This window comes from Granulicella sibirica (genome assembly GCF_004115155.1).
Classification (GTDB): Bacteria; Acidobacteriota; Terriglobia; order Terriglobales; family Acidobacteriaceae; genus Edaphobacter; species Edaphobacter sibiricus.
Genome location: NZ_RDSM01000006.1, coordinates 91,270 through 107,112 on the forward strand (window position 1 = coordinate 91,270; position 15,843 = coordinate 107,112).

The following is a 15,843-nucleotide window of genomic DNA, read 5'->3' on the forward strand; positions in this document are numbered from 1 at the left end:
GGCGGATTTCCTTAGTGTTTGAACAGTGAGATCACCAAAGCGATGGAGGCGGAGAAGATCACGGCGGTCGTCACCCAGCCAAGCGCATTGACGACAGGGCCGTTTACCCGGTCTCCCATAATCGCAGGCCGGTTTGTCAGGATCATGATCAGCAGCATGAGCGGCGGAGTGGAAAAACCTTGCACGATTCCGGCAAAGACAAGCGCGCGCATGGGGTTGATGCCGGCAAAGTTGATGGCCATGGCAACAAGCGTGAAGAGAGCGATCGCGCCATAGAACTTCTTCGCCTGCCGCGGCTTGTAGGACAGGCCATTCTTCCATCCCATGATCTGGCATAGATCATAGGCCGCGCCAGTCGTCATGACGGGCACTGCCAGAAAACCCACCACGACAAAGCCCAAGGCGAACAGCAGGCTGGCAGCCTTGCCGGCGAGCGGACGAAGCGCTTCGGCAGCCTCGGTCGCAGAGGCAATCTGGTGATGGCCGCGGATAAACAGGGTCGCGGCCGTGGAGAGGATGATGAAGTACATGACGGCATTGGAAAACAGCATGCCGAACAGCACATCCCATAGCGATGACCTCAGCTCCGCGGTCGTCGCTCCGCGGCGCGTGACGGCCGTCGTCTTCCCGGCTTCGACCTTCTCTTCCACCTCTTCGTTGGACTGCCACGTGTAGAGGTACGCGGACAGCGAAGTGCCGATGATCGCCACGAGGATGGCCAGCGTGTCGCGGTCAAAGTGAATGCTGGGAACGAACGTCCCGCGCACCACCTGCGGCAGGGAAGGGTGGGCTAACAGCGCGGATCCCACATAGGCGAGCAAAGAGAGCGCCAGCACACGCAATACATTCCGGATAAAGGAGTATGTCCCCCAGATCTGAAAGACCAGCGCGAGCGCGGAGATACTCATCACCAGAGTCCAGCCAGGAAGGTGGATCAACAGCCCGAGCCCAGCCGCCATGCCTCCGATATCGGCTCCCGCCTCAATAATGTTGCCAATCAGAACGCCGATCAGGATCAGGTAAACGAGCGCGCGCGGCGCCTGGTTGCGCAAGACTGAGAAGAGTCCCTGTCCCGTCACGAGGCCGAGCTTGCCGGACAGATAAACGACGGCCACCATCATCGGCAGCGTGACGGGCGCCGTCCACAAGGCTGCGTACCCCAGTTGAGCCCCAGCCTGAGCGTAGGTGCCGATGGCCGAACAGTCATCATCCGCGGCGCCGGTGATCAGGCCCAGTCCGACAGAGCGCATTATGGAACGTTTGGATAGGTTTGCCATGGTCGTTTCAAGCCACGGCGTTCGGGCCTTCCGAGAAGTAGATGTGAGAGGGCGATGGAAAGTTGGGTGGCGTTTCGAATGGAGCAACCATGCGTATCGAACGGGTTCCTGCACCGGAATCATCGACGAAGCGATGATAGTGGAGGAAGCGATCATCTCGCGGCGTCCTGCTGCTCTGGGGTAATGGGATGGTCCGTCGTCTTCAAGTCAGGTATGGCAGCATGGAGACCAGTACAGGAGGATTCTCCCATGAAGGTACACGTTTGCGGCGTCGACATCGGCAAGACGGTCTGCTACACGCCCAACGCGTCCAGTTGAAGAGCCTTGTTATAAACGGCCACTGCGGCGGCAAATGCCTTTACGCCGCTGCAGGGCTGGTAGTTCATCGGACAGGAGGCAATCACTCCGGAAGCGAAAGGCTTAAACAGCCGCTCTCCGCATAACAGAACGGCATCTAATCTCATATTCACCCGTACGAGCTCCTGGCAACCCCCTTGTACCAATCTTCATCTCCGGGAGCAACATTTTATGCGCTTTGCTACGATCGGTTTCTGCCTTGCTGCTCTTGCAAGCTCCGAATATTCTTCAGTCTTGACGGCCGAACCAATTCCCGTCCGCTACCCTCAGGGATCAAGTCATGGTTTCGTCGCTCTGAAAACCCTCGACGGTAAGACCATCGCCACGGGAGAGTCGACTCAGACTGTAAGCCGTGGCAAGGTTACCTCTCGGTTGGTGTTCCGCTTCAAGGACGGCTCCGTTGATGATGACGTTACCGTCTTCACCCAGCAAGGTTTTTTTCGTCTCCTTAGCGACCATCACATACAACGAGGTCCATCATTTCCAAAGCGATCAACTTCCTGATCGACATGACGAGCGGCGATCTCACCTTTCAAGTCAGAGGACGGCACCATTTCGAAAGAGCATATGGATTTGCCTTCTGACGTGTCCAACGGTCTCCCACCGAACCTGCTGCTGAACATATCTCTCGGCACACCCGAGACGAAGATCGCCTATATCGCCCCTGGGAAAAAGCCGCGCTTAATTCACCTGTCCATCAAACCGTCAGGAACGCAGCCGTTCCGCGTGGGTGAATTCCGCCGCAAGGCTACAGACTTCACAATCCACGTAGAGCTGGGTGGAATTGCCGGAGTTGTCGCACCCATCATCGGAAGACAGCCCTCGGACTATCCCTTTTGGCTTCAAGACGGAGTGCCGCCGGTCTTTATTCGAGAAGAAGGCCTCTGTACGAAGGTGGACCGATCTGGAGGCTCGAACAGATCAGTCCGTCATTTAGATAGAAACCCAGCTACACAAGCGCCATGAAGGCCTACGATGCTTTGCACTCTCGCGGTAACAATTACCCGAGAGGGGACTTACATGCTGCGAATAGCCGGCAGCACAGCCTCGGGAGCATCTGGAACAGGCGGTAGGGACTTAAAGCACTACTCGACGGCCGATGCGCTCTTCGTCGATCTTCATGCGTTCGGACTTGGCCGCGATGTGGTCGCTGCAGCCGCTCTAGAGTTGAAGAATCCCGAGGTTAGAAAGCGTTTTCGAAAATTCGCCGACAATGTGCAAATTCCATTCAATCTGCTGGAGCAGGATGAGATTCATCTTTTCGATTAAGTTGTTGCCAAGCAGGGCGCAAGTCGAATGGTGTTTCATCGCGGAGGAAAGCCATGGATAAGCTTACGGACCAAGGGACCAGCGATCGAAAGGCATCGTTGCGGACGTACTTGCGGGATCACGTCGCGGGTGCGGCACCACGCCGTTGAACTTCTTGAGGCGTTGAAAGAACTATATGCAGGCGGGACCCTTGGAATTATTTGCGAGTGAACTGCTCCAGCAGGCCGAGGAAGACCTAGCCGTTCGTAAGCAGCTAGCAGCAAGTGCTGGAGCGGACGACTTTCAATTGAAAGAGATTGGGGGATGGATCGGGAAAGGTTAGTCGCCTAAAGCTGGCACATCTCGGTGACCCGTTCAACAGTTCGAGGCTCTGGAGTTCCTGTGTCTAGGCATACTCGGGAAGCGAGCTCGGTGGAGAGCGTGAGTTCAATTTCACACCAATACCCTGAACTGGCAAGCGTCGAGTTCGCTACTCTGATCGAATCAGCAGGAGCCCAATATGCAGCACGGAGAACATGCGACTTAAAGCAGCTGCTCAAGTGCTCGGAGAGGATGTTCAGGCCCTGGATCTAGCCGCTGGATAGGGAGAACACTTCGAAGCCTCGGAGGCGATCTTCTCCGACAGGCGTTCGAGCCACTATCGGTAGCTGTCGCGTTACTTGAGCCTGGCTATTACATGACGTGGGGCCAAAAGAAGAAGATCCAGGGAGATGCGCGGCAGCGACTGAAGATCATGCCGTACGGTGGTAGCTTCGGCACCGCCCAACATCGCTCCGTGGCGCATGGCGTACCAGCTGTAGAAAGCCGTTGGTGCCGCAAAGCCAAGGGATACAAGGAAGCCGGCACTTTGATGTGGGGTTCCGGAATAGTGGTGGATGACCGCTTGCGCGAGAGTCATCAGCCCGGGGAGACCTATGCAGAGAATTAGTGCCGTAGCCCAAAGGGGCTTTGCGGCCCGCAATTGCTGTGAGACTGCTCCGATGAGGCCACCAGCGAAGACAGCGTAGACCGCTTCAACGAGCATGGCTTTCGTGGCAGCAGCGTGCCCAGATTGAAAGTTGGTTGCGAAAAAAGCGAGGGCCCGAACCACTGCGCTGCAAGCGGCCGCCTTCCAACTCCAAGGCGGAACTATCGTTCGAATTGGATCCCGAATAATGACGGAAAGAGCCTGCCGAAGATCTTCGGGTGGGTTTAGATGTCGCATCACAACAACGTTTGATGAGCAACGTGGATGCCAAGGCGATTAAAGGATCAAATGTCAAATTCCCAGTGTTCCGTCATTCGTCAGGTCACATGTTCGTCACGGTTGCGCTTGAATGAAAGTCGTATCTCCACGCGTCTGAGAAACGTGGGCGGCTAGTCACCGGCGAAAGGACGTAGCAGACGATTCTGCAGCTTAGAGCGCACACCTTCTGTCCGCTTCTAAGATCGCGGGAGGCTCGACGCAATCCACCGGCTACCTATCCTTCTGCGTCGTGCCCGGGAACATCAATTCGTTGTCCACGCTGAACGCACCCGGCGTCGAGTTCGCCTGCATGGATGCGATGTTGGCATCGCTCTCCTGGTCCACCACACCGGTCAGCGTCACGTGGCCGTTGTTCACGATGATGTGGATCGCGTGATAGCCGCGCGGCGGATCCTGGGTAATGCCGCCCGCCATGCGTGCAACAGAAGGGAAGTCTCCAAAACCCACGGGGCTGCCCGAGTACTTCCGTAGGGCAGGCTGACCGTAGATACGGCGGTACACCCCTATGCGAATGCGGTCATCGTTAGGCGAATTCGGCAGCACAACAATCTGATTGTCCACACCAGCTACGCCAGAGATGCCCTTCACTGTCTTCTCGGCGTCGCTCTTCAACACCGGCTGCGAAGCGTAGCCGCGCAACACGATCGTCTTGCCCTGGATGCCGAATGACAGCGAATCGAACACACTGTAGTTTGGCAGGCTTAGCAGCTTGTGCCGGACCTCCTGCACGATGCGGGTCGCATCTTCCTGTGACCACGTATTCGTGTTGTAAGCCTTGTCCTCGGTCTGTGCGGCAGCAGCATTCTGCGCAGTCGCGCCCACGCACGGCATTAGTAGCGCCGCGCCCAACAACATCGCTCCAGTACGAGTCATGATCGCTATCTCCAATGAAATAGACCCAAAACACCAGAATGAGTTGCGTTGGAGGGATCCTGTGGCTCTCAACTATACAGAAGGAAGCTTATCGGTGCCGGGCGTGCTCATGACAGCGATCCAAGCGATGCGCTGACATTGGGTCAGACTGTGAGCGTACTCACAATTGATGGGCCAACCACTATAGGGCAGCTCGGCATCTGGCACATAAAACTGAGCGCCGCAGTCTTCTATGAAATCACACGTTGATCCGACGTTCCTGAGTTGGGGAAGTACCTGGTCGTAAAGATTCCGCTCTGAATGTGTACTTCACTTCGGTGTTCCTCTCCAAAGGCAGAGAAATAAAAGAACAGCAAATTGACGTCGCCCTCGCTTGCCAGAGTTCCGGTGAACACTGCTCCAGGACCAAGAACAAACGTCTGTGAACCAAACTGGTGTTCGGTGTTCTGGTTCCACGGCATCTGCCAGCGAATGTCGAACGCAGCTCCGCCACCCTGATTCTGCATCGTGAACCGTATGAGCCCCTCAACTGCTTCAAGAGAGCTCATTACCAAGATCGGTCTCATTTGCTCTCGGGTATGGAGCTCTGTAACCTCGATCTGGGCCTGTGAAATCTTGATCTGTGCTTGTGAGACTCGGATTTGCTCCTGAGAGATTTCGATTTGCCGTTCAGAGATTCGAACCTGGGTTTGCGAGGCTAGGACCTGCTCCTTGGCAGCCTTGGCGTAATCGATCAGGTACTTAAGAGAACCCAAGGCCGCCAATGCAGTGACCCACTCTGGCAGGGTTCCCATGGATATGAAATGCTCCAAGTTGCCTCTCCTCATGACAGTTTACTGATGTAAATAGATTTGAGAACTCCAAGTCACTCAACGGAAGTAAGCATACATGTAGAGTTGGGCATACTCTATGGAGAGCTCTCCTCACTGAATAACGGTTTCGAGCCTCGCCAATAGTTCGGTGGGATGAATAGGAGGCCTGCCGCGACCTCATGATCGTCATCGACCTTCAGACCTAAACCTCTAAGCAAGGCTCGCTTCGTCTCATCCTTGACCGGCTGCTCTCCGCCGTCGATGGTAGGAACAACTCCCTGAAGACTGACCACACGCGCCAATTGTTCTAGCTTGCTCATCCCCATCCTCGAGTTGTGTCATCGCAGGTTCCGGAGTCCTGATGGATTTGGAGTTGATGGAATTCACCGACTTTCACGAGCGTTGTGATGCGGGGGATGGAGGTGACGTAACCTGCAAGGGCGAGCTGCAGCTCGGAGGACCCCTGCAAACGGAAGGTAAGCCGCAACCCCGCGAATTCCTCTCCCATGTGTCGGCAGGAAGACAGAAGCCGCCTTATGGCATTTGTAAAAAGGTTTGAATGCAGCCTCCCACCCTAGCTCACCATCCAAATTGCGATGCAGTAGAAGCACTCACCATAAACCACCGCGAAGTCAGAGCCTGGGCGGACTCACAGGGAATCGTTCCTACGTGGATGGTTCTTGCTTTCAGAGCAACATACGCAAAGGAGAAAAATGCGAAAAGTCCTCCAACACGCCAGCATGCTTAGCTCACCCTCAGCAGGTCCAGATTGGATCGACCTGTTGAGTCTCGCGACTGCAGAACTTTCCTCTGAGGACCCGGCTTTCCCGGTTGAGAACGCTTTAGAGCCGGGAGCAACTAGAGGATTCCGCGCCGGAATGCCTGGTCTCCAGAGCATCCGGCTGACTTTCGATCATCCCAGGCCCATCCGCAAGATCCGACTGGAGTTTGAAGAAGAAACCACAAGCCGCTCACAAGAATTCACGCTCGCCGTGACCCACGCAGACGGTTCAAGACGAGAGATCATCCGCCAGCAATGGAGCTTCAGCCCGGGCAGTTCAACCACAGAGGTAGAGGAGTACACGGTCCAATTGGACAATGTACTTTCGTTCGAACTCATTGTTGATCCTGGGCGCCATGACAAGAATGTCTTCGTCACCTTGAAGACATTGAGGATTGCTTGAGAATCGGCGCCCTCAACAGAACGGCTACTCGCGCGTTTGGCTGCCTTAGATACCGAGCGCGAGCATCTGGGTCTTCGCTTAGATCTCCGCCCCCGCGCCCGGCTCGTAGTGCTAAGGCTTCGTCAATCCTGGGCAGCGAACGCTCAGACGCAACCCGCTTTCAAATGGAACATGTCCCATATCTACGCCAGCGGCAACATCGCGGCGGACATGTACTGCAATGTCGCTGCCGAAACAACTGGCCGCGCACTCGCCGTCGCCTCTACAACATGACCGACGACCCCGGCATGAAGAAGATGCTAGCCTTCAATATCGCCCGAGACACCATGCCCCAGCAGCAATGGCTTGCTGTCCTAGAGGAGCTCGGACCCTCTGCTCTACCCATCCCCAACAGCTTCCCGCAGTCAAAGGAAAACCAGGACTACTCCTATAAGTTCTTCATTACCACCACTGATGGGATCGGGAACCAAGCCAACCAGCCCTGGACTTCAGGCCCAACACCTGACGGTCTCGGTCAGTTCGAGCCTTTCATCGCAGGCCCGCTCGAGGGCGCTGAAGAACCAACTCTCGGCTTTGGACGTCCCGACACATTCGGCCAGAGCGAACAGGCACTCGGAACGGCTGCCGGTTTCGTCAGTAAGGGAAAGGACATCCTCGACAAGGTTAAGGACTCCTTCTAACGACTCTGCACCACGCATCTCAACTCGGGCGGCACTAACCATTGGTGCCGCTTCTTCATTGCAGCTGTCCGCACGACGCAAGAACGAAGCTAAGAGGGAAGTACGCTGCGTTCTTCCCTTAATGCCTGGCGGACGCTTTGATTTCGAGGATGCAACGATCAATCGCCTGCGCACTGGCCTCCAGCATCGTGATGGAGGTTGCGTGCCGGCTTCGGTCGCTGAGCTCCAGACGTCGCGCCTCCGAGCGGTAACCTTCGCTATCGTTGGTCCACTTCAGCATCAAGCTTTGTAGTTGGGTTGAATCAAGCATAAGAGCAATAATAACGACTATACGTAATTAAGGTTATCGGACCTAAATCGTTTGCTATCAATTATATACGAAACTCGTGCTCTCGAATATTTCGAGCAGATTGAGGTGGATGAAGCGGCTTCGCGAGAAGGTTGAAATCACGCCCGAGATCGTCGACGGTTCTTGAGAGATCGTCGGTCTGCGCCTGTCATGACAAAATACAGCGTTCCGATGCCTCCAATCATCTGAACCCAAATGGGACTGAAGGGACCAACAAGAGATCGCATGAACATCCGAGCATGGGCGGATGCGAAAGATATCCTTCCTGTAGAGCTGGAACCCCACCGCGTCGATGCAGAACCCGCCTCTATGGCTTTGCTGGCCCGCTCAACAGCGGAGACAACGGCCCGTGTAAGGGCGATTTCCTGGGAGCAGTTCTTCGAAAAATTCGACCAGCTCGGGCTGACGTTGGTATACGACGATGGAACTGCCTACAACGAGATTCTTCAGGTCGATGCTGAGTCTAAAACCATCCCACCGGCCTATCGGATTATCACCTCCAATTAGGCAGCCACGTCCGCAGGATTGGTTATATCGTCGGCAACGCAGGCCGTCCCTTTCGGCTCTAATCCGGCGTAAGTACCTCAACCAGGAGTTCCCGACATGGGTTTCATTACGCCGAATGACTACGATGATCTTCGCTCGCTATACACAGGCCAGTTGCAATATCTGCTGTCCACAGAAAACCAAATTGTCAAAGGACTGGAGAGCATGATCGACCATGCTCAGGACACTCAACTGAAGCAGGCTTTTCAGTCACACAAGCAGGAGACAGAAGTCCAGGTCCAACGCCTCGATAAGCTCATCTCTGAGCTGACCGGCGATTCGGACGATAAGAAAGATCCGATTGCCACAGCTCTGATCTCGTCCGGCGTAAACATTGTCCGCGAATCGAGCGAAGGCCCGGTACGAGACGCTGGGCTGTTGGCAACTGCTCAAAAGATTGAGCATTACGAGATAGCCTCCTATGGAGCTGCGATCGCGTGGGCCACGACCCTAGGCCTGACGGACCATGCCGCGCTGCTGGAGAAAACGCTTGAGGAAGAGAAACACGCCGACCATCTGCTCACAACGATTGCGCAGCGGGAGAACGTGGAAGCTGCCGCAGTGTCGGCTCAGTAAATGAATGACGCTAGGGCGATGGCTCGGCATCGAGCTGTCGCCTTCGCCATGGTCGTTGAGGTGACATTATCAGCAAATGGAAACCAGCTTCGTGGATGTTCGATTATCCCAATGTAGTCCCAAAATCAAACAAGTGTGGACATGTTTTGTGAGGTATCCGACAAACTTAAGCAACGTATTTGTTTATGCTTTCGTTCCAGCTACTTGGAGAACGTGTCATGGCGCAGTACAAAGGCGAGGTCAAATGGTTCAACAATGCCAAGGGATTCGGCTTCCTTGGGCGTGAGGGCGGCCCGGACGTTTTTGTCCATTTCAGCTTGATTAAGAGCGACGGCTACAAGTCGCTTAAAGAGGGACGGACGGTCGAGTTCGACATCATCCAAGGCACCCAGGGGCCACAAGCAGATAATGTAACGGCTTCGGCTCTTTAATCTGAAGGGATAGCATGCCCGCACTTCGCGACTTTATAAAACGTCTTGGTCCACTCGAAGAATCCATCTGCTCCAAATGCTGCCAGATTATTCGCCCAGGCCTAGACGGTTCTACACTTGACGCCGCCGAGAGCGAACATCGCTGTGGCGACTTCTCTCTTAACACGGTCAAGCGTGGGGAGTTTTCGCAGAGCCAGGAACAGGCAAGACGATAGTCGCTTCGAGAGTGCTTTGCACAACCTCATTGAGAAACGGAAGCGCGCTTTGGAGCATTTCGACTAGCTGTGTGACCTTTGCAGGATCTTGCGTCTGGAGGCTTATCAGGTAGACAAGGTTGTTGACGGACTCCAGCGAGTTCACCATTTCGCGAACGACCGAGGAAGCGTGCTGACGGCTTTTATCGTCAGCGGCAGCGTTCAGAGCCCGAAGGCGTGCGGACAGGTCTTTCATATCCATAGCCGTGACCCTTCCAGTCCGCAAACATCAATGAAATCTGTGCTTCTCTGAACATCAGATGGCCACGCTTTCCAACAAGTTTCCTATCCTGTTCGCAGCCGAGTGAGAGAATACAACGTGCCAGCGCCATCAAAAAACGAGCAAATTCTTATTTATGGGCTCGATCCCGTGCTGTTGGAGACCCGGCGATTGATTCTTGTACATGCCGGTTTTAAGGTGGAGCTTGCCCACAGCGCAGACGAATTTCAGGATCGCACCGCATCGAGCAGCTACGCTCTTCTGGTCATCTGTCACTCCGTTCCGGAAGCAGAGAAGCAAGTCATCCTGGAAGCGGTCAGCCCGAGTAGTTCTTCAGTCCTTGCGGTGCCCACCTTGCAACCGCCGAACACATTTCTAAGCCAAGTGCAGCAACTTCTGGCCTAATCCTCGGCATCAGCCCATCCTCGCTGCCACGTAAGTGATTTCGTTTCATCCAGCGGCTGGAGATCAACGCCTGTCTCGAAACCTGCCTTGTAATCAGCCGATGTTTCATCAACAGGGGGGAGACTATCGGCTTCCTGCATTTCCTTGGGAGAATTCTCTTCACTCATTTCAAACCTCCTTACAGTCATCACAGAGATCGCCGTGCTCCACCATTGCTGTATAGCTCGCCGTGATCTCGGTTAGCCGGTCGGCTGGCTCCTCTTCCCCGAAGCGATCTACGGCCTCGGCGCAACTCAAAAGGAAGGCTTCGGCGAGCTGCATCCCACCTTTACAAGCAGGCAGATCTTCTGTGTTCCACAACATCAGCAGCTTTTCCCGATTTAGACGCATTTAGGTCTCCTTGACGACCTTCCGAGGGTCTTTGTCGTCACGCAGTGCGACGAATTTAGTGTGGCGTAGATGATCTGCGCCGGTCCACTCCAGGAACTCGATCTGTGCGACTGCCTCGGGCTTCAACCAAACGCACTCTTTCATCTTCTCGGCTGTGAGCCCCTGGCCCCATCGCCCGCTGGCCGCTTCGGGCAGGTTCGCGAAGGGGCACTTCGGCGTGGTGAGATGTTTGATTTGCTCGAATACTTTTCGACGTGTTGCCGGTACAAATCCTGCACGAACCCGAGAGGCGTAGATGAGATCTTTGCCTCGATAAAAGCCGATGATGATCGAATCCAGTCCTAAATTGCTGGGCACGTAGCCGCCTATGACAAACTCCTGACCGAGATTGATACGGTGCTTGGACCATGCGCCGGTGCGCTGTCCTGGCTGATAAATGCTGTCGGATCGCTTTGCAACGACACCCTCCAGTCCTTGCTCACGGACGAAGGCAAGCATTTCCTTGGCGCTCATCTGAGACACTGCGGACAGATCAATGTGCTCTTGACGCTCTACGACAGACGCCAGAATGCCCCTTCGTTCAGACAGTGGGAACTGCGTGAGGTCGCGGTTCTTGTAGGCCAAGATGTCGAAGGCGTAATAGATGATCTGTGATTCTGCGGAGCGGAAGTTCTGAAGCAGATTAAAGCTCGGTCGGCCGTCCGGCCCTAGAGCAACAAGTTCCCCGTCCAGGATGGTGCCGCCTGGAATGCCGCTTAGTGCCTTAGCTATGTATGGGAACCGGTCATTCAGAATGTTCGCGTTGCGCGAGTAAAGGGTTGTCTCGGCTCCGTCACGAACGACTTCAAGGCGAAATCCATCCAATTTGATCTCATAGGTCCACGTCGCGCCCTCGGGAACGACTGTGACCGGCAGACACTCCATGGATTCAATAAAGGTGAGGGGCTTCGACAGCGGGACAAATTTGCTTTTCAAGGTTTATCGCTCGGATCGGCGCACAACGTAGCGCTCTAGTAGACACTCTCACCCTTGGACGCTATCTGCGCCTGGAGGAGACCACAATGGCCGACGACACAACGAAACGGGGGGCGGCTGACCGTCTCCGCATCAACGTTCACGAATCCTACGAATTGGAATACTGGAGCAAAGAGCTCGGCGTAACTCCAGAAAAGCTCCGTGTACTGGTCAAAGAGCACGGTGTCATGGCAGCAGATGTAAGGAAGGCACTCGGCAAGTAGAGCGGACCGTGGAAATGCCGCGTCCATGGAAAGCATGGAACGGTGAAGCTTTCCCACCCTTCGCACGGCTCCTTGGAAGACGCCGATGCTGCCGGCGTCTCCCACATTCCCCCAGCCCTCGACGGCGGATCTATTTATGTAAAGACACAAATACATAAAGGCAAGCGATGGTCAGAAGCCGATGCCGAAGTCGTGCTGCTGCCGGACAGGCTGTGCAAGTTCAGGCGCCGCGATTTCTTTGGAAGCAGAAAACTCCTGCTGCGGCTGGTTGGTGTACAAAGCGAGATCCGTTTTCGGAGGAACGCCCTGGAAGGTCTGTTGGGAAAGGCCATCGCCTGTGGCGATCACGCGTTCCGCGCGGAGGTTCTTCACGCCATCGACGGCGTAGCCGTAGTCGATGTTGCGGGATTTCTCTGAAGAGACCTCTGCGGTCTTGCCGGAATCGAGCTTCACCGTCATGGAGTGGTCCTGACCGATGCGAGTTACGGTGCCGAGGTCACCGGCGCGGACGCCGGTCTCCTTGTCATAGCTGGTAAAGCGAATGCGCTCACCCTGCGCGATTTCGCGGGTTTCCTCTTGGTAGGTCCGGCTCTCGCGCGTTTGCGTGCGGAGCTGCGCCGGGTTGTAGGAGATTTCCTCGCGCGTCGCGTCGAGCTGAACCGAAAGGACGTTGCCGCGCGGCTTCGTGGATACGACCGTGGCCTCACTGTCGTGGGGGATGCCATAAAGGCTGGGGCTGCCGGTCTTATAGTGGATCTTGTCTCCGGGTTGATAGCTCTCCACGCGCATTTTGCTGCCGGTGTCTTTCTCCACTAGGACCGGGACAGCTCGCGCGTCCCGGCCGAGTTTGCCCTGCGCGTAGAGGTCGGCACGGATGAGCTGCGTCAGCTCCTCGCGCTCCGTGCGATCGGGAGCGACGATCACGCTGCGCTCTGGACGGCTAACGTACTCGCTGGCAACGGCGGCGAGCCGTGAGTCGGCATTGTTGTACTCGTGGACCTGGACGGCCTTTGAAGCTTTGGGGGTCTGTACGACTTCGGCCTTTTCAACCTTGGTTGTGAAGTCGAGCGCGGCCGTCTTGGTTACATCCGTAGCGAGCCGCGCACCCAACGTTTCAGCGTCGTTCGTGTAAATCCTCGCGTCCTGGGCCGCGCGTGAGATGGCTACATAAGCGAGGCGGCTGTTGATGAGGCTGCGCGAAGAGTCGGTGTCGATATTGGCTATCACGCGGTCTGCCGTGAGTCCCTGGGAGCTGTGCGACGTGACGGCGTAGCCGTGGTCGAACTGCCGGAACTCTTCAGGGCTGAAGCTGACGGAACGCTTTTCCTTGCCATCCATAAGGACGGTCATACGGTCGGGCTCGATCCTGCTGATGGTGCCCATGTCGCGGTTCGAGATGCCGAGCTCTTTATTCAATGCAGAGAATTGCAGCCGGTCGCCCGTTGCGAACTCGCGACTGGTCTCGCGATAAACGTTCACGCCATAGACACGCCTTGGGTCGTACTCCACGGCTGCGCCGTTTGGAAACTCCACGGTCAGACGGTTGGCGGTCGCATCACTCGACCGCACAACGCCGAAGCTGTTGCGCTCGATCCCTTCGGCTTTGCTGCCGCGCTCGTACTGGACAACATCGCCGGGACGGTACATCGCCGCCCAGGTGCGGTCGGGGCCGGTCATATCCGAGCGATGAGAAAGTGTAAGGAACTGGCGGCCGTCCTCGGCGAGCGTTCCGGTCTTCAGCAGCTCGCCGCGCACAGCTTCATTGATCTGCTGGCGGCTGCGATTGTCTGGGGAGACGATGATGGTGTTCTCTGGTTTCGCAGCGTAGTCCCGCGCGATCGCCGCGATGCGCTCTGGCGCGTTGGCAAGCTGGGTGACCCGTCCTTGCTCGGAAAGCAGGGCGATTCCCTTCTCCGTTTCGTTCGTGGCGAGGTGCTGCACGGCGCGAAGCAGTTCGGGGTCTTTCTGCCTCATGATGGTGTCCAGCTTGGAAGTCTGCATGCCAGCTTCCTGCATCTGCTGGAAGGGTCGGCCCGCATCGACGCCCTGATGCTGGCGTATGTCACCGATTACGAGAACGCGGTCCTCCGGGCGTATCTTCTCCAGGAAAGCTCGCATCTGCTTGGTGCTGGCGAGACTGGATTCGTCCAGCATGTAGAGATGTTTGCTGGCAGGGTCGGGCTCCTTCTGCCGTGCAAGGAAGCTCTGAAGCGTATTCGCTTCGATCCCGGCTTCGCGGAGCTGGCCTGCCGCTTTAGAGGTCGGGGCGAAGCCTTCGACCTTGTAGCCGCCCTGCTCCGCACCCTCGCGGATGGCCGAAAGGGCGCTCGTTTTTCCGGTGCCCGCAAGCCCCTGAAATCCGTGTACCCGGTCGGTACTTGTCAGCACCTCGCGGATGGCCGTGCGCTGCGCGTCGTTCAGAAAATCGCGGGATTGGGCCTGCTTCTCGGCTGCTCGATCACTCAGCATCGGTTTTGCCGCGTCTCTTCCGTCCAAGACGTGTTGCACGTTCGCGCGCTCAGCCGCAATGGTCTGGGGAGTGGTGAAGCTGCGGCCGGAACTGTGCTTCTGGCCCTGGACAGAGCGGAACTCACCTTCCTCTCGTCGCCGCTGGAACTCGGTCTGGACTTCGGAAAAGCTGACTTCGCCCATACCTCGGCGCAGGGCCTCGCGCATGATGATCCGCTCATCGGCGACGGCCTCGCGCTCGAAAACCTTCTCCTTGGCGAAGGCCACGGCTCCGCGAGCATCGCCCTGCAAGCCGCTTCCTTGAGCCTGGCTTAATGCGCGTTCCCGCGCTGCCGCGATGACTCGTTCAGGCTGGTTGCCGAAGTCCGCGGCCATCTCCTTATGCGCGGCCAACACCTCGGCGGGCGTGAGGGTCTGCTTGCGATCGCGCGTCGCATGCGCGGCGATTTGCGCGGCCTCTGGTCCTTGGAACCCGGCACGCTCCATCTGCTCTTTGATCTGCTGAGAGCGTGGGCTCGACGCGTCAAGGTATGGCTGGGAGTAGCCCTTTACTTCAGGTGCGCCGCTCTGCCCTGGCTCGATCTCATAACCCAGCCTGCGGAGCTGGTAGGTGAGAGCCGACTGGTAAACAGCGGTGGCATAGTTCTGCGACTCGAAGAGAGCCTGGGGCTGTAGGGCGCGAGTCGAACCGTCCGCACGTTCGGTGACATTGAAGATGATGGCGTGCGTGTGGAGCTGGGGCGCTGCGTAGCCGTTCACTGGCCGCGCGGTGTCGTGCTCGAACTTCGCCGCGATGAACTTCCCGGTCTGTTCGGCGGGATTGTTGCCGCCGATCCGCGCGTGCGTGTATTTCTCCAGCTCTTCAAGTGCTGTTGTCACAGCGGCACGGTGAGCCTCCCTCACGCGGTCGTCGCCACCTACCAGAGCGGTCAATGAGACCGACTTGGGGGCGGAGAACGTCGCGTCCCATCCGGCCCGGTGCTCAACGGGCTTGGTAACGCTGCCGTCCGCGTTGGTGTACTCCTTCCCTTCCCGGTGCTTCACCATCTGTTCTTCAGTCTGCGGATGCTTGCCTTCCGTCAGACGGGAGAACTCCAGTGGCGAAACCTCTCCGGAGAGGCCGAGGGAGGCGGCAAGTTTCCCTTGCCACTCTCCCTTTACCGTGTCGTCCTGCTTGTAATAGCTCTGGGCGTCGCTGGTGTATTCCAGACTATGGTACGTCTGCGCCTGAGCCGGGCTGATGGCTTTAGAAATGGTGAGCATGGCA

Annotated in this window: 17 protein-coding genes; 8 read left to right on the plus strand and 9 right to left on the minus strand. The window is 56.6% G+C overall.

Translation table 11 applies throughout. From position 1 onward, the window contains the following. Window positions 1–11: 11 nt before the first annotated feature. Complete coding sequence (locus GRAN_RS23785) at window positions 12–1,277, minus strand: NRAMP family divalent metal transporter (protein WP_128915568.1); 1,266 nt, start codon at window positions 1,275–1,277, stop codon at window positions 12–14. 1,332 nt (window positions 1,278–2,609) lie between these two features. Between GRAN_RS23785 and GRAN_RS23790 the strand changes: the two genes are divergently transcribed. Continuing rightward, on the plus strand, window positions 2,610–2,903 hold the full coding sequence (locus tag GRAN_RS23790; RefSeq protein ID WP_128915569.1) for a hypothetical protein: 294 nt from the start codon (window positions 2,610–2,612) through the stop codon (window positions 2,901–2,903). A gap of 655 nt (window positions 2,904–3,558) precedes the next feature. On the opposite strand, the gene GRAN_RS23795 is transcribed toward GRAN_RS23790, so the two are convergent. The 4 genes from GRAN_RS23795 to GRAN_RS23810 form a co-directional block, all read right to left on the minus strand. Further along, window positions 3,559–3,927, minus strand: a complete 369-nt coding sequence (locus GRAN_RS23795) for a hypothetical protein (RefSeq protein WP_241655130.1) — start codon at window positions 3,925–3,927, stop codon at window positions 3,559–3,561. Window positions 3,928–4,359: 432 nt separating this feature from the next. Next, window positions 4,360–5,022: a BON domain-containing protein gene (locus GRAN_RS23800; protein ID WP_128915570.1), complete on the minus strand. Its 663-nt coding sequence runs from the start codon at window positions 5,020–5,022 to the stop codon at window positions 4,360–4,362. A gap of 230 nt (window positions 5,023–5,252) precedes the next feature. Next, entirely contained in the window at window positions 5,253–5,816 is a 564-nt protein-coding gene (locus GRAN_RS23805; RefSeq protein WP_128915571.1) for a hypothetical protein, read from the minus strand. A 113-nt stretch (window positions 5,817–5,929) separates the two neighbouring features. Beyond that, complete coding sequence (locus GRAN_RS23810) at window positions 5,930–6,154, minus strand: hypothetical protein (protein WP_128915572.1); 225 nt, start codon at window positions 6,152–6,154, stop codon at window positions 5,930–5,932. A gap of 393 nt (window positions 6,155–6,547) precedes the next feature. Between GRAN_RS23810 and GRAN_RS23815 the strand changes: the two genes are divergently transcribed. The 6 genes from GRAN_RS23815 (at window position 6,548) to GRAN_RS23850 (ending at window position 10,479) form a co-directional block, all read left to right on the plus strand. Continuing rightward, a complete protein-coding gene (locus GRAN_RS23815) occupies window positions 6,548–7,018 on the plus strand; it encodes a hypothetical protein (RefSeq protein WP_128915573.1) in 471 nt (156 codons plus the stop codon). A 164-nt stretch (window positions 7,019–7,182) separates the two neighbouring features. After that, the gene (locus GRAN_RS23820; protein ID WP_277751251.1) at window positions 7,183–7,698 is read left to right on the plus strand and encodes a manganese catalase family protein; all 516 of its coding nucleotides are present in this window, start codon (window positions 7,183–7,185) and stop codon (window positions 7,696–7,698) included. 574 nt (window positions 7,699–8,272) lie between these two features. Beyond that, window positions 8,273–8,554 carry a hypothetical protein gene (locus tag GRAN_RS23825; protein ID WP_128915574.1) on the plus strand — a complete coding sequence of 94 codons (282 nt, stop codon included), beginning with the start codon at window positions 8,273–8,275 and terminating at the stop codon, window positions 8,552–8,554. 96 nt (window positions 8,555–8,650) lie between these two features. Then, window positions 8,651–9,169 (plus strand): YciE/YciF ferroxidase family protein, encoded by a 519-nt coding sequence (locus GRAN_RS23830; protein WP_128915575.1) that lies wholly within the window; start codon window positions 8,651–8,653, stop codon window positions 9,167–9,169. A 218-nt stretch (window positions 9,170–9,387) separates the two neighbouring features. Further along, window positions 9,388–9,600: a cold shock domain-containing protein gene (locus tag GRAN_RS23835; RefSeq protein ID WP_128915576.1), complete on the plus strand. Its 213-nt coding sequence runs from the start codon at window positions 9,388–9,390 to the stop codon at window positions 9,598–9,600. Between the two features lie 573 nt (window positions 9,601–10,173). Beyond that, entirely contained in the window at window positions 10,174–10,479 is a 306-nt protein-coding gene (locus tag GRAN_RS23850; protein ID WP_128915579.1) for a hypothetical protein, read from the plus strand. Here the strand turns inward: GRAN_RS23850 and GRAN_RS25655 are convergent. The 3 genes from GRAN_RS25655 to ligD are packed head-to-tail and all read right to left on the minus strand — an operon-like array spanning window position 10,476 to window position 11,844. Further along, entirely contained in the window at window positions 10,476–10,646 is a 171-nt protein-coding gene (locus GRAN_RS25655) for a hypothetical protein (protein ID WP_161571144.1), read from the minus strand. The genes GRAN_RS23850 and GRAN_RS25655 overlap by 4 nt on opposite strands. A 1-nt stretch (window position 10,647) precedes the next feature. Then, window positions 10,648–10,869: a hypothetical protein gene (locus GRAN_RS23855; RefSeq protein ID WP_128915580.1), complete on the minus strand. Its 222-nt coding sequence runs from the start codon at window positions 10,867–10,869 to the stop codon at window positions 10,648–10,650. Further along, complete coding sequence (ligD, locus tag GRAN_RS23860) at window positions 10,870–11,844, minus strand: non-homologous end-joining DNA ligase (RefSeq protein ID WP_128915581.1); 975 nt, start codon at window positions 11,842–11,844, stop codon at window positions 10,870–10,872. 86 nt (window positions 11,845–11,930) lie between these two features. Between ligD and GRAN_RS23870 the strand changes: the two genes are divergently transcribed. Beyond that, window positions 11,931–12,107 carry a DUF3606 domain-containing protein gene (locus GRAN_RS23870; RefSeq protein WP_128915582.1) on the plus strand — a complete coding sequence of 59 codons (177 nt, stop codon included), beginning with the start codon at window positions 11,931–11,933 and terminating at the stop codon, window positions 12,105–12,107. 171 nt (window positions 12,108–12,278) lie between these two features. Here GRAN_RS23870 and mobF read toward each other — a convergent pair whose 3' ends face one another. Beyond that, window positions 12,279–15,839, minus strand: coding sequence for a MobF family relaxase (gene mobF / locus GRAN_RS23875; RefSeq protein WP_128915583.1), 3,561 nt, complete (start codon window positions 15,837–15,839; stop codon window positions 12,279–12,281). Window positions 15,840–15,843: the final 4 nt, after the last annotated feature.